Raw genomic sequence first — 13,598 nt, 5'->3', positions numbered from 1 at the left:
ATCACCGAGGGAGAAGGCAGTGGAGTCCGTCTCTTTTGGCGTCGCTGAATTGACGATCGACTGAGAAATCGTGGTCGTCGTCGCCAGGGGAATCTGCTTTTGTGCGTCTTCGGAATCGCCGAAAACACCAATGATCTTTTGCGTACCCAGCACGGTGACCATGGTGGCGACCGGTAGCAATAATACTTTGTGCGTGCGGGGCAGCGAATGGAATATTCGCAACATGAAGGTGAAGGCCTGGGTAAAAAAGGATGACAAATTTAAATAAAGGCCGGGGAACAATACCCCAAGGCAGTATTAATTGCCTAGTCTGTATTTAATTACAGTACTCCAGGCCCCGTCATGCGGATGATGGGGCAACGGCGCGGGGGAGGCCCGACGGGCTGCGTCGAAACACCCGGCGTAAGCGGGTGTAATCTGATGGTGCATATCGTTGCACCGATATGGTGCCCTTAAAAGTCTTGTTTTATGGGAAAATATTGCATCGTAAAGCTTTTGTACGGCTTTTATTGATCAATGAGATTGCGTCGACGGCGTCTATTCCCAAGATGGCTTGGCGCGGCCAAAGTCGGAGGAGAAACGCCGATTTCTGACGCGGATGGCAGAATGTGGAAATGTAGAGAGCTCGAGCGCAGGGACGAGTTCCCTGACATCGGATGCGTGAGCCCATGGAGAGAAAGTCGTGCCTAAAGTGACGTTGCTACAGTGGCAGATGCTGGCGGCGGTAGCCGATAACGGTGGGTTTGCCAAGGCGGCGGATGTCGTTCACCGGAGCCCCTCGACGCTCAACCATGCGATTCACAAGATCGAAGAGCAACTGGGCGTGGTGCTGTTCGAGCCCAAGGGCCGACAAGTGGTTCTCACCGAAGCCGGCGGGCTTCTGCTGAGGCGGGCGCGTCAATTGATCGAGAACGCTGCCTCGCTGGAAGACGTCGCCGAACGTCTTGCGGGTGGTCTGGAGGCGGAAGTCTCCCTGGCTGTGGATCAGATATTTCCGACGGATGCCCTCGCGGAGGCGTTGACCCGGTTCTCGGAAGCTTTTCCGCACGTGCGTGTCCAGCTGCACGAGACCGTGCTCAATGGTGCTGTAGAGATGTTGTACGAGGGGCGGGCCGATCTCGTCATCTCGGGTATCGACGCTCAGGGTTTCCTGGGGCAGCCGGTCGTCGACGTGGCTTTCATCGCGGTCGCCCACCCCCGGCATCCACTGCACCGGTTGCAGCGCGAACTGGATCTGCGGGATCTGGAGCGGTATCGGCAGTTGGTGACGCGGGACTCCGCGGTCCGCCATCGACTCGATGCCGGCTGGTTGAAGGCCGAGCAGCGATGGACGCTGGGCCATCTGTCCACCACCATCGACATGCTGGAGCGCGGGCTGGGTTTTGCCTGGGTGCCCGAGCCACGTATCCATAGGGCGTTGCAGCAGGGCCGGCTGAAGGCGCTGCCGCTGCGTGCGGGCGGCGTACGCAAGGCGTCGCTTCAGATGATCTACAGAGATGTCGATGGCGCCGGCCCGGCCACGCGTGCGCTGGCCGATGAGCTGATGGCGAGCGTGGCCTCCACGTGTCCGCGCGAGACGTTGCCGGCGATGCCCGACTCATCGACGCAGCCGAACGAATGAGCCGAGTTATTGCGCTCGACCTTCGGCCGCCGGGATCTATGCTGGCATCGGCAAGTGGCCAAGCGGCACCTGACGCCATTCCGCACTCGTCGTCGGGGGCGTGACGGGTCGGGCGCCACACCACATCGAATGAACAGGAGAGCGTCATGGGATTGCTGGTCGACGGGAAATGGCAGGATCGATGGTACGACACCGAGAGCCATGGCGGGGAGTTCGTTCGCGAGTCCGCCAAGCTGCGCGACTGGATCACGCCGACCGGCGCGCTGGGGCCGAATGGCCAACGGGGGCTGGCGGCGGAGGCCGGGCGCTACCATCTCTACGTGTCGCTGGCGTGTCCGTGGGCACATCGCGCACTGATCATGCGCAAGCTCAAGGGGCTGGAGGCGCTGGTGGGCGTTTCTCACACCAGTCCATTGATGCTGGATCAGGGTTGGTCCTATCGAGTCGACGAAGGTTCCAGCGGCGACAGCCTCAACCATGTCGACTACCATCACCAGCTCTATACCCTGACGGACCCGAACTACACGGGGCGGGTGACGGTCCCGGCGTTGTGGGACCGGCGCGAGCGGCGCATCGTCAACAACGAGTCCGCGGAGATCGTGCGGATGCTGAACACGGCGTTCGACGAACTGACCGGCAGCCGCCTCGATTTCTATCCCGACGACCTGCGCGATGTCATCGACGCCGTCAACGCCGATGTCTACGACCACGTCAACAACGGCGTCTACAAGGCTGGCTTCGCAACCGAGCAGGCCGTCTACGAAAAGCACTTCGCTGCGCTGTTCGACTGCCTCGATCGATTGGAGGCGCGTCTCGACGGACAGCGTTACCTGGCGGGCGAGTGGCTGACCGAGGCCGATATCCGGCTGTTCACCACGCTGGTACGCTTCGATGCGGTCTACCATGGCCACTTCAAGTGCAACCGGCAGCGCATCGCGGATTTCCCGAATCTGTCGAATTACCTGCGGGAACTCTACCAGTGGCCGGGTATCCGGGAGACGGTGGACTTCGACCATATCAAGCGCCACTACTACTACAGCCATCCGACGATCAATCCGACCCGCATCGTACCCGTCGGGCCGACGCTGGCGCTGGATGCGCCGCATGACCGCGACCGGCTGACGGGGCGCGGGATTCGCGGCGGCGAGTGACGGCGGTCGTAGCCCGGACCGGGTAGCAGTCGAGTCGTCTTCGGTAGCGAGCCCGCTAGACGCGAGCATGGCGCTGCAGCCAGCGATCCAGCGCGTTGGCGAACGTCCGGCGATCGCCATCGGTGTAGGCGTTGGGCCCCTGGGTGTGTTCTCCGCTGGCGCGCAGCGTCTCCATGAAGTCGCGCATCTGCACGCGCGACCTGATGTTGTCGAGGGTCAGGTTCTCGCCGCGCGTGGTCATGACCATCGCACCCCGCTCGATGACCTCCTGTGCGAGAGGGAGATCGCTGGTGATGACGAGATCGCCGCTCGTGACGGCGTCGACGATCGCGTCGTCCGCGGCATCGAAGCCATGTGCCACGGTGCGCGACTTGACCCACGGCGACGGCGGCAACGGCAGCGCGTGATTGGCCACCATCCAGGTCCGGGTCTGGGTGCGCTCTGCGGCGCGAATGATGATGTCGCGGGCAACGCGGGGGCAGGCGTCGGCGTCGATCCACAATGTGGGCTTGGGTGTCGTCGGCATGGCAGTGACGCTCGGCTGGCTGAGGAGGGACATGGCGCGCAGTCTACGGCGTTCGCCGCCAGGCTTCACCCGGCGCAACCTCTGCCTGAAGGGAATTCCGGTAGGATTTTTACGTTCGGGTGGTGAAACATCTACGCCGATGGTATAGTAGCGCCTCCTCGCATGTGTTGACCCCACCATCCTGCCGATATGTCTGTAATCGACGCTATCGACCCGTGAGTCGATGCCCAGCACCGGACGTATCTCGTACATGACGCACGGCTTCGCCGTTTTTCGCGTCCGGATGCAACGATGGAGCGCCTAGATCGGTTGACGTATCACGCAACCGGGCGCATCAAGGTCGCCACATACGCTGTCGCTTTCGAATCCGCTGGCGACAAGCGCAATGCCTGGTGCGACCGGCATTCAGTGGTAATCACGCCACCAATGCCATGACATTTTCGCCGGTGCCTACCGGCCACTCCAAGGTGTGAAATGACCTCGACTGTTACTGCTTCGCCTAGCTTTGGCGATCTGGCTCTATTGCCGGAAGTACTGACCGCCCTCGAAACGCTGGGCTACGAAATTCCTTCGCCGATCCAGACGCAGACGATTCCTGCGCTGCTGGAAGGCCGCGACATGCTGGGCCAGGCACAGACCGGCACCGGCAAGACCGCAGCGTTCGCGCTGCCACTGCTGAGCCGTCTCGATCTCGGCCGGCGCGAACCGCAAGTGCTGGTGCTGGCACCGACCCGTGAGCTGGCGCAGCAGGTTGCCGTCTCGTTCTCCAAGTACGGACAGAACCTGAAAGGGCTGGAAATCGCCACGCTGTGTGGCGGACAGGACTATCGCGAACAGCTGTCGGCGTTGAAGCGTGGCGCTCAGGTCGTCGTGGGTACACCGGGTCGAATCATCGATCACCTGGACCGTGGCAGCCTCAAGCTCGACGGCTTGTCGGCGCTGGTGCTCGACGAAGCCGACGAAATGCTGCGCATGGGCTTCATCGATGACGTCAAGCGCGTGGTGTCTGACACACCCAAGGATGCCCAGCGGGTCTTCTTCTCGGCGACGCTGCCGAGCGAGATCGAGCGCATCGTCAACCGTTACCTGGTCGATCCGGTCAAGGTCGCCATCGAGTCCAAGGTCAGCACCGGCGAGAACATCGAACAGCGCGTCGTGCGCGTCGAAGGCCCCAGCAAGCTGGAAGCCCTGGCGCGTATCTTCGAAGTCGAGACGGTCGATGCCGCCATCGTGTTCGTGCGCACCCGTGCCGCCTGTACCACGCTGGTCGAGCAGCTCACCGCGCGTGGCGTCAACGCCGCCGGCCTGTCCGGCGACCTCGACCAGAGCCTGCGCGAGCGCACCGTGACCCGCCTCAAGCGTGGCAAGGTCGACGTGCTGGTCGCCACCGACGTGGCCGCACGTGGTCTGGACGTGCCGCGGATCACCCACGTGATCAACTACGATCTGCCGCAGGACTCCGAAGCCTACATTCACCGTATCGGCCGTACCGGCCGTGCGGGCCGCAACGGTGTCGCCATCACCTTTGCCGGCGGTCGCGAAACCCGCAAGGTGCGCTGGGTCGAGCAGGCCACCGGCCAGGCCATGACCGAGATGCCGCTGCCCGACGAGACCGCCATCCGCGCCCATCGCGACACGCAGTTCAGTGCGCGTCTGCGCGAGATGCTCGAAGCCGGTGGCGATCATCAGCGCGCGCTGATCGAGAAGCTGGTCGAGGAAGGCCACGATCCGATCGATCTGGCGGCGGCGCTGGCGACGCTGGCGCGTGCCGGCGAAGCGCCGATCGGTCGCATCACCAGTTCTCCCTCGCGTCGCGATAGCGGACGTGACGGTGGCCGCGATGGCGGTAGCCGCGAGCGCGGTGCCCCGCGTCGTCGCGACAGTGCGCCGCGCGAAGGCATGACCCGCTATCGGGTCTCCGTCGGCCACAAGGATGGCGTCAAGCCGGGTCAACTGGTCGGTGCGCTGGCCAACGAAGGCGGCATCGAAGGTGGTCGTATCGGCCGCATCGATATCCGCAACGCGTTCTCCGTGGTCGAGCTGCCGAGCGGACTGCCGTCCTCGATTCTGGCCAAGATGTCACGCGCGCGGGTCGGCGGACGCTCGCTGGAGATCTCGGAAGACCAGGGCGCGCCCGAGCGTGCACCGCGTCGCCGCACCGATGGCGACGCACCGGTTCGCCGCTCTCACGCCTGATCGTCGAACGTCGCACCGCCAGCCGAGCTCGATGCTCCGCTGGCGTCGAAAGAACGCCGCCCACCTCGTGGGCGGCGTTTTTTTGGGTCCAGTAACGTCGCCTCCTCCCCGGCGCGATCCGAGAGCGATGTCTCCGACCCGTCTCGAGGCAGGACCTAGGTCTGACAGTCGGTGACGGTCTTTGTATGCAATACTCGTTATCGCTGAATCGTGGCACGTCCCGATTCAGGTCCACCGAAAACGTGGCGGAATCAGTTCGATGACCAAGACGCTCAAGGATCAACTGTACGAGGCCCTGCTGCGCAGCATGGCCAGTGGGCATCTGGAGCCCGGCCTGGTGCTGCTCGAGGGCAACATCGCCGATATCTTCGGCATGAGCCGCTCGCCGGTGCGCCAGACGCTGGGGCGGCTGCACGACGAGGGCGCCATCAGCCGTTTCGAAGGACGGGGATTCCTGGTGGGAAGGGCCCCGGGGAGTGTCGTGCGTCGATCGCTGACGGCGGCCGATTTCCGGGCCGCGGGCGGCCGCGCCTCCGTCAAGCGAACGGACTCCTGGCGCGCGCTGGCGGAGAGGGTGGAGCACGACGTCGTGCTCTGCTCGATGAAGGGGCGACTCGAGCTCAACGAGCTGCAGCTGGCCAAGTCGCTGGGCGTCAGCCGCGCCACCACGTACCGTATTCTACTGCAGCTACAGTCTCTCGGCGTGGTCGAGAAGATCAAGTACAGCAGCTGGAACGTGGTGCCGCTGGACGACGACCGGCTGCATCAGCTCTACGATGCGCGACGCCAACTGGAGCCGTTCATGATCGCGCGCGCCTGCGAGCGCATCGCCGACAAGTCGATCCAGCGCTATCTGGACCGTCTGGATCAGGCCCAGGCCAGATATCCCAGAATCGAGGCCAGCCAGCTCGATGCGCTGGAGAACGACCTCCACCACGAAGCGCTGGAGCAGGGCGGCAATACCGAGATCCTGATCATGCTTCAGCGCACGCGGCCGATCCTGCTGATCAGCAAGCACCTGCTGGGGGGCGAGATCGAACTGCCGCCGGGCGACCCTTTCTTCGCCGCGCATCGGCAGGTCTTCGAAGCGATGCAGCTGCGGCGCGCCGAGCAGGCCAGCGAAGCGCTCTACCGGCACATCAAGGACTCCGAGGCACTTGTCCAGGAACGTCTGGCCAACTTCCGGCATGCCGGCGAGCTGCGGGAGCCGGGATACCTGCGCTGGTTGAGCCAGCGCTAACCGGGCCGATCGCCGGCTGCCCGTCGTGTCGCGAGCTCAATCGACCGGCATGCCGTTTCGTCGGCGCAACTCCCGGATCAGCGCGCTGTGATCCAGGTCGCCATCGCCATGCGCCAGCATGTCGCCGAACAGCGCATCCGCCTGGCGGCTCATGGGAAGGTCGAGTGACAGCCGAGCGATCTGCGCCATTGCGGTCTGGGTGTCCTTGTACTGCCATTTTGCGGCGCCGCCCGGCGCGAAGCTCTCCTCCAGCATGCGCCGACCATGGAGATCGAGAATGGTCGAGTCGGCGAAACCGCCCATCAACGCCTGACGCACCTGCGCGGGATCGGCCCCGCCGCGTTCCACCAGCAGCAGGGCCTCGGCAACGGTGGCGATGGTGTTGGCAACGATCATCTGGTTGGCGAGCTTGGCGAGCTGGCCGCTCCCGGCGGGGCCGACGTGGGTCGGGCGGCCGAGGGTCGCCAGCAGCGGGCGATGACGTTCGAAAACCGAAGCCTCGCCGCCGACCATGATCGCCAGCGTGCCCTCGATGGCGCCGCGTTCGCCGCCGGAGACCGGCGCATCGAGATAGCCGATGCCATGGAGGCTGGCGGCTTCCGCCTGCCCCTTGGCGGTGTCCACCGGGATCGAGCTCATCACCACCAGGCAGCTGCCTGGCCGCATCGCGGCGATGATGCCAGTCTCGCCCAGCAGGATCTCATCGCAGACGGGGCCGGCGCTCAGCATCACGATGACCACATCGGCATCGTGCGCAGCCGCTTCGGGGGATCGGGCCGCGATCACGCCGGCCGTCTGCAGCGGTGTCAGTTTGTCGGGCGTGCGGTTCCAGGCCTGGACACGATGGCCGACATCCGCCAGGCGGGCCGCCATGGGGCCCCCCATGATGCCGGTTCCGATGAAGCCGATGGTCAGTGGGCTTTCGCCATGGCGATCTTTTTCGACACTGGGATCTTGCATGAGTCGTTTCCTGAAAGAAGGGGGCGCTTCCGGGGCCGGGTCACTCGGCGGGGCGGGGAAGAATCCGGCCAGGGGAGATCAGGTACCTGGGGTCCAGGAGACGCTTCAGGCCGCGCATGATGTCGTACTCGGGCTCGGAGAGCGTCTCCAGGAAGGCGGCCTGTTTGAACCGCCCGATGCCATGCTCGGCGCTGATGCTGCCGTCGAAGTCGGCGACGATCTCGAACAGGCGCTCCTCCAGCTCGTGCAGCAGCGACGAGCGCTCATCGGGATCGAGTCCCGGGGGCGGCAGGATGTTGAAGTGCAGGTTGCCGTCGCCGATGTGGCCATAGGCGATGATCGTCGCTTGCGGAGACAATGTCTGGATGTCGTCGGCAGCGCGTTGGTGGAATGCCGTCAACGACGAGATCGGCAGCGAGACGTCCGTGCGCAGGTGCTCGCCACGATTGCGCTGGCCCTCCAGCATGGCTTCCCGGATGCGCCAGAGATTGCCGGCCTGGGCCTCGCTGGTGGCGAGCACGCCATCGGTGAGCTGGCCGGCCGCGAGTCCGCGCTCGAACAGGTCCTCGATCATCGTGTCCAGGTCCGCCGGTCCACTGGCGCTGGCTTCCATCAGGACGTAATACGGCGCCGGTGCATCCAGCGGATCGCGCAGATCGGGGGCGGCCTCCATGGCGAGCTCGAGGCAGGCGCGCGGCACCAGCTCGAAGGCGGTCAGCAGGTCGCAGCAACTGCGTCGCGCCAGCGCGTAGAGCTCGAGCACGGCAGCCACGCTGGGGCAGGCCAGCAGGGCGCTGCGACTGACCTGGGGCCGGGGGAACAGCTTGAGTACCGCGCCGGTCACGATGCCGAGCGTGCCCTCCGCACCGATGAAAAGCTGCTTCAGATCGTAGCCCGTGTTGTCCTTGTGCAGCGCCTTCATGCCGTTGTAGATGCGTCCATCCGGCAGTACCACCTCCAGTCCCAGCACCAGTTGCCTCATCATGCCGTAACGCAGCACGTTGAGGCCGCCGGCGTTGGTCGAGACGTTACCGCCGATCTGGCAGCTACCCTGGGCGCCCAGCGAGAGTGGAAAATCGCAATCCGCCGCTTCGGCGGCATCCTTCACCGACTGCAGGATGCAGCCGCCATCCACGCTCATGGTGAAGTTGATGGGGTCGATATCGCGGATCGCCGTCATTCGCTCGAGACTGACGACGAGCTCCGGCCGCTCGACGTCGGGCAGGGCGCCGCCGACCAGCCCGCTGTGACCGCCCTGGGGCACCAGCGCCACATCGTGACGATGGCAGTAGCTCACCACGTCGGCGACCTGGCGCGTCGTCGCCGGGCGTGCCACCGCCAGCGGTTCGGCGCCACGGTAGCCCGGCCAGTCGACGCAGTAGCGCTCCATGTCGTCGGTGTCGGTCAGCAACCCACCCGAACCCAGCATCGCGGTCAGATCGTCGAGCAGCGTGGCCTGAACGGTCATGAATCACCTCTCGCAACGTTATCGAAACCCCTCGTCCCCATCGAAACAGGCCTCAGCGATACCAGAGCACGACCTGGGGGAAGAGCAGGAACAGCACCAGCAGGGCGATCAACGTGAAGTAGAAGGGGAGCAGACTCTTGACCAGGCTCTCCATGCCGACCTTGCCGACGCCGCAACCGACGTAGAGCACCGTACCCACGGGAGGCGTGATCAGGCCAATCCCGAGGATGAACGACATCAGCACCCCGAAATAGACCGGGTCGATACCCAGCTTGACCACCACCGGCGTCATCAGCGGCGCCAGGATCACCATTGCCGGCGTCAGGTCCATGAAGAAGCCGACCACCAGCAGGAAACCCGACAGGATCAGCAGCAGCAGAAGCTTGTTCTCGGTGATGGCGGAGAGGCTGACCACCAGTTGCTGCGGGATCATGTTGGCGGTGAGCAGCCAGGCCAGAACGCTGGCGAAGGCCAGCAGCAGCATCACCACACCGGTCAGCTTGCCGGTGGCGATACAGAGCTCGAAGAAACGCTTCAGCGTCAGGCTGCGGTAGATGAAGAACGAGACCGCGAAGGCGTAGACCAGGGCGATCGCCGCGCTCTCCGTCGGGGTGAAGACGCCCGAGAGAATTCCGCCGACGATGATGACCGGCAGCAGCAGCGCCAGCAGCGCTTCCTTCAACGCCGCGAACAGCTCCGGCACCGAGAACGGTTGGCCGCGGCCGTTCTTGCGCGACTGGACGTAGGTGGTCACCGCCAGCCCCAGCGTGATCAGGATGCCCGGCACGATACCCGCCATGAACAGCTGCGAGATCGAGGTGTTGGTGACCACGCCGAACAGGATCATCGGTATCGAGGGCGGGATGATGATGCCGACCACCGACGCGGCCACCACGATGGCCGTCGCCAGCGGCGCGCTGTAGCGATGCTGCTTCATCGGCTCGATCATCATGCTGCCCACGGCGGAAGCGTCGGCCACGGCCGAGCCGCTGATGCCGCCGAAGAACATCGATGTCAGCACCGCGACCTGGCCCAGGCCGCCGGCCACGAATCCGACCAGGGCGCTGGCCAGCCGAACCAGGCGGGTGGCGATGCCACCGGCGCTCATGACTTCCCCGACCAGGATGAACAGCGGGATGGCCAGCAGCGGGAAGGAGTCCAGGCCGTTGACCGCCTGTGCCACGATCGGCGAGAGCGCGTAGCCGGACTCGAAGAAGATGAACAGGCTGATGGCCGCGAGACCGAACGAGATCGGCATGCCGATGACGATACAGATGGCCAGCCCTATCAGAATGCTCCATAGAATCATGGTGTCTTGCTCCGGAACAGGGAGAACAGGGCGATGGTATTGGCGATGATCGTCAGGATCGCCATCACCGGCATGGCGCTGTACAGAAACGTCTGCGGGATGCCCAGCATCGGCGTGGCGCTGGTATAGCCCGAGATGACGTCGTTGAACCCCAGCAGGATGCAGATGCAGACGACATAGATGATAGCGATGCTCAGCAGCACGGCGGCCTTGCGCAGCCCGGCGGGCGCCTTGTCGCGGAAGAAGGTGACCGCCACATGCTCGTTGCCGAGGCTGCCGACGCCGGCGCCGAGCAGCACCAGCCAGATGAAGAGCACCCGGGAGAGCTCCTCGGCCCAGGTGTAGGAATAGTTGAGGACGAAGCGGCCAAAGACGTTGGCCGTGACACAGAACACCACGCCCAGCACGAGCAGCCCGGCGGCGATTTCCAGCGTTTGGCGTAGCCAGCCCAGGAGACCCCGGGCGGAAGGCGAGTCGGCATTCATCATGACCTCCGTGATCACGCAATCGCCGCAGGCGCGAGTCGGCGCCTGCGGCGAACCGGGTACTTACTGAGCCTGGGACTCAGCGCGAATACGGTCGATCAAGTCGCCGCCGATCTTGTCACGCCAATCGTCGTAGACCGGCGCCAGATCCTCCTGGAAGGTCGCGATCTGCTCCGGCGTCAGTTCGGTGACCTGCATGCCCTGATCTTTCAGCTCCTGCTTGATCTGGTCATTGAGGGTCCGGCTGACCTGACGCTCGTAGTCGCCCATCTGCTTGGCCGCCTCGCGCAGCAGTTGCTGATAGCTCTCCGGCAGCCGGTTCCAGAAGCGCTCGGACACCAGCGTGATGAACGGCGTGTAGACGTGGTTGGTCTCGGTGGCGTACTGCTGCACCTCGTTGAACTTGGAGGATTCGATGGTGATCCACGGATTCTCCTGGCCGTCGACGACTCCCTGCTCCAGCGCGGTGAACAGTTCGGCGAAGGACATCGGGGTCGGGTTGGCGCCCAGCGTGCGCCAGATGTCCAGGTGGATCGGGTTCTGCATGGTCCGAACCTTCAAGCCATCCAGATCCGAGGGGGAGGTCACCGCCTGCTTGCTGTTGGTCAACTGGCGATAGCCGTTCTCGGCCCAGCCGATGGCGACCAGTCCCTTGGTGGAGGCGTCCTTCAGCATCTGCTGACCGATCTCCCCGTCCAGTACCTTGTCGGCGATTTCCGGTGTCGGGAACAGGAACGGCAGGTCGAACACGGCGAACTGCGGGAACATGCTGACCATGGGGGAGGTGGACGGCGCGGTCATCTCCAGCGTGCCGGCCTGGAGGGCACTGACCGACTGCAGGTCGTCGCCCAGCTGCGCGCTATGGAACGCCTGCACTTGGATATGACCGTCACTGCGTTGCTCGACGATCTTCTTGAAGTACTCCAGGCCGCGATACTGGGCGCTGGACTGGGTCAGGCCGATATTGAACTTGAGGCTGTAATCGTTGCCGTCACCCTCGACGACATCGCCGGTCACCTCCGGAAATGGCGGCATTTCGGTAGCGGCGGTGGCAGAGAGGCTAGTCAGACCCAGGACCGTTGCCATCACCAGCGTCGTCAACCGGGAACGGGCACGACTGGGGCGCGGAGTGGTGGGGAAGGATGTGATTGTTGTCATCTTCAGCTCCATAGCTTTGGTGGCGCTTCTCGCGTGAGTGGCATGAATAGCGTGAGTGACTTGCTGCATGGCGACGCCGGTCTCGGCGGCGTCCGAATGCTCTGGGGGCGGGCGTCCGTTGACATGGGCTATTGCCAGGCGCTGCCGCCTGGAAAGCGGTGGGCATCGAGTGAACTGGCTTTCATGGTGACGCCGTAGCCGGCGGCGTCCGGTACCTGGTAGTGCCCGCGATCGATCCGAACCGGGTCGACGAAGTGCTCGTGGAGGTGGTCGACGTACTCCAGCAGGCGACCCTCGAGCGAGCCGGAAACGGCGATGTAATCGAACATGGAGATATGCTGGGTGTACTCGCACAGGCCCACGCCGCCGCCATGGGGGCAGACCGGGATGTCGTACTTCGCGGCCATCAGCAGCACCACGATCACCTCGTTGAGTCCGCCCAGGCGGGCGGCATCCAGCTGGCAGAAATCGATCGCGTCCGCCTGGAAGAGCTGCTTGAACATCACCCGGTTATGGCAGTGCTCGCCCGTGGCGACGCCGATCGGTGCCAGCCGGTGGCGAATCTCGGCATGCCCGAGCACGTCGTCCGGGCTGGTGGGCTCCTCGATCCAGTGTGGCCGGAACTCGGCCAGCCTTCGCATGTTGGCGATCGCCTCATCGACGTCCCACATCTGATTGGCGTCCATCATCAACAGGCGCTCTTCGCCGATCTCCTCGCGCAGGATCCGGGCCCGTCGTCGATCCTCCTCGATGTCGCCGCCGACCTTCTGCTTGAAGTGCTCCCAGCCAGACGCGATAGCCTCCCGGCACAGCGAGCGCATCTTCTCCTCGGAGTAGCCCAGCCAGCCGGCGGAGGTGGTGTAGGCTGGATAGCCGTGCTCGCGCATGAAGGCCTCGCGCTCGGCCTTGCCCGCTTCGCGGCGCTTGAGCAGGCCGATCGCCTCTTCCGGCGTCAAGGCATCGGTGACGAAGCGGAAATCGAGACAGCGGACCAGCTCCTCGGGCGTCATGTCGGCCAGCAGCTTCCACACCGGCTTGCCTTCCCGCTTGGCCCACAGGTCCCAGATCGCGTTGATCATCGCCGAGCAGGCCAGATGGATGACGCCTTTCTCCGGCCCCAGCCAGCGCAACTGACTGTCCCCGCTGGTGAGCTCCCGCCAGTACGCGCCCATGTCGGCGGTGATGTCCGCCAGCGAACGTCCCTCCAGGCGCGTCGCCAGCGACTCGACGGCGGTGACGCATATCTCGTTGCCGCGTCCGATGGTGAAGGTCAGGCCGTGGCCGGTAATACCGTCGTCGGCATCGGTGTGCAGGATGACGTAGGTGGCTGAGTAGTCCGGCGCGGCGTTCATCGCATCCGACCCGTCCAGCTCGCGGGAGGTCGGAAAGCGGATGTCCTGAACTTCGACGCGTTGAATCGTGGGCAGGCCGAGGAGATTCCTTGCCTGGAGAGGATGGGATGGGGAGTTCGTGGCCTGGACGCC

Annotated in this window: 11 protein-coding genes and 1 pseudogene; 4 read left to right on the top strand and 8 right to left on the bottom strand. The window is 64.5% G+C overall.

The annotated features are described in order from the left end of the window. A pseudogene (locus AC3AYF_RS10910) lies at nt 1–225 on the bottom strand (hypothetical protein); the annotation flags it as partial. Nucleotides 226–682: 457 nt separating this feature from the next. Here AC3AYF_RS10910 and AC3AYF_RS10905 point away from each other — a divergent pair. Both AC3AYF_RS10905 and AC3AYF_RS10900 read left to right on the top strand, forming a co-directional pair. Continuing rightward, nucleotides 683–1,621 carry a LysR family transcriptional regulator gene (locus AC3AYF_RS10905; protein ID WP_295039283.1) on the top strand — a complete coding sequence of 313 codons (939 nt, stop codon included), beginning with the start codon at nt 683–685 and terminating at the stop codon, nt 1,619–1,621. 146 nt (nt 1,622–1,767) lie between these two features. Then, on the top strand, nt 1,768–2,772 hold the full coding sequence (locus AC3AYF_RS10900) for a glutathione S-transferase family protein (RefSeq protein WP_295039281.1): 1,005 nt from the start codon (nt 1,768–1,770) through the stop codon (nt 2,770–2,772). A gap of 55 nt (nt 2,773–2,827) precedes the next feature. Here AC3AYF_RS10900 and AC3AYF_RS10895 read toward each other — a convergent pair whose 3' ends face one another. Then, nucleotides 2,828–3,331 (bottom strand): YaiI/YqxD family protein, encoded by a 504-nt coding sequence (locus AC3AYF_RS10895; RefSeq protein ID WP_487779729.1) that lies wholly within the window; start codon nt 3,329–3,331, stop codon nt 2,828–2,830. Nucleotides 3,332–3,772: 441 nt separating this feature from the next. Between AC3AYF_RS10895 and AC3AYF_RS10890 the strand changes: the two genes are divergently transcribed. Continuing rightward, a complete protein-coding gene (locus AC3AYF_RS10890) occupies nt 3,773–5,494 on the top strand; it encodes a DEAD/DEAH box helicase (protein WP_295039277.1) in 1,722 nt (573 codons plus the stop codon). Nucleotides 5,495–5,753: 259 nt separating this feature from the next. After that, nucleotides 5,754–6,734, top strand: coding sequence for a GntR family transcriptional regulator (locus tag AC3AYF_RS10885; RefSeq protein WP_295039275.1), 981 nt, complete (start codon nt 5,754–5,756; stop codon nt 6,732–6,734). Nucleotides 6,735–6,770: 36 nt separating this feature from the next. On the opposite strand, the gene AC3AYF_RS10880 is transcribed toward AC3AYF_RS10885, so the two are convergent. The 6 genes from AC3AYF_RS10880 to AC3AYF_RS10855 all read right to left on the bottom strand — a co-directional run bounded on the left by AC3AYF_RS10880 (nt 6,771) and on the right by AC3AYF_RS10855 (nt 13,541). Next, nucleotides 6,771–7,694, bottom strand: coding sequence for an NAD(P)-dependent oxidoreductase (locus AC3AYF_RS10880; RefSeq protein ID WP_295039273.1), 924 nt, complete (start codon nt 7,692–7,694; stop codon nt 6,771–6,773). Between the two features lie 40 nt (nt 7,695–7,734). After that, a complete protein-coding gene (locus AC3AYF_RS10875; RefSeq protein ID WP_295039271.1) occupies nt 7,735–9,162 on the bottom strand; it encodes an FAD-binding oxidoreductase in 1,428 nt (475 codons plus the stop codon). 52 nt (nt 9,163–9,214) lie between these two features. Beyond that, nucleotides 9,215–10,471 carry a TRAP transporter large permease gene (locus AC3AYF_RS10870; RefSeq protein ID WP_295039269.1) on the bottom strand — a complete coding sequence of 419 codons (1,257 nt, stop codon included), beginning with the start codon at nt 10,469–10,471 and terminating at the stop codon, nt 9,215–9,217. After that, on the bottom strand, nt 10,468–10,956 hold the full coding sequence (locus AC3AYF_RS10865; protein ID WP_295039267.1) for a TRAP transporter small permease: 489 nt from the start codon (nt 10,954–10,956) through the stop codon (nt 10,468–10,470). Before AC3AYF_RS10865 ends, AC3AYF_RS10870 begins: the two co-directional genes overlap by 4 nt. Nucleotides 10,957–11,019: 63 nt before the next feature. Beyond that, nucleotides 11,020–12,114 carry a TRAP transporter substrate-binding protein gene (locus tag AC3AYF_RS10860; protein WP_295039264.1) on the bottom strand — a complete coding sequence of 365 codons (1,095 nt, stop codon included), beginning with the start codon at nt 12,112–12,114 and terminating at the stop codon, nt 11,020–11,022. Between the two features lie 128 nt (nt 12,115–12,242). Beyond that, the gene (locus tag AC3AYF_RS10855; RefSeq protein ID WP_295039263.1) at nt 12,243–13,541 is read right to left on the bottom strand and encodes an L-fuconate dehydratase; all 1,299 of its coding nucleotides are present in this window, start codon (nt 13,539–13,541) and stop codon (nt 12,243–12,245) included. Nucleotides 13,542–13,598: the final 57 nt, after the last annotated feature.

It is taken from the genome of Salinicola sp. (assembly GCF_982684285.1).
This window is presented reverse-complemented; position numbering and strand designations above follow the sequence as displayed.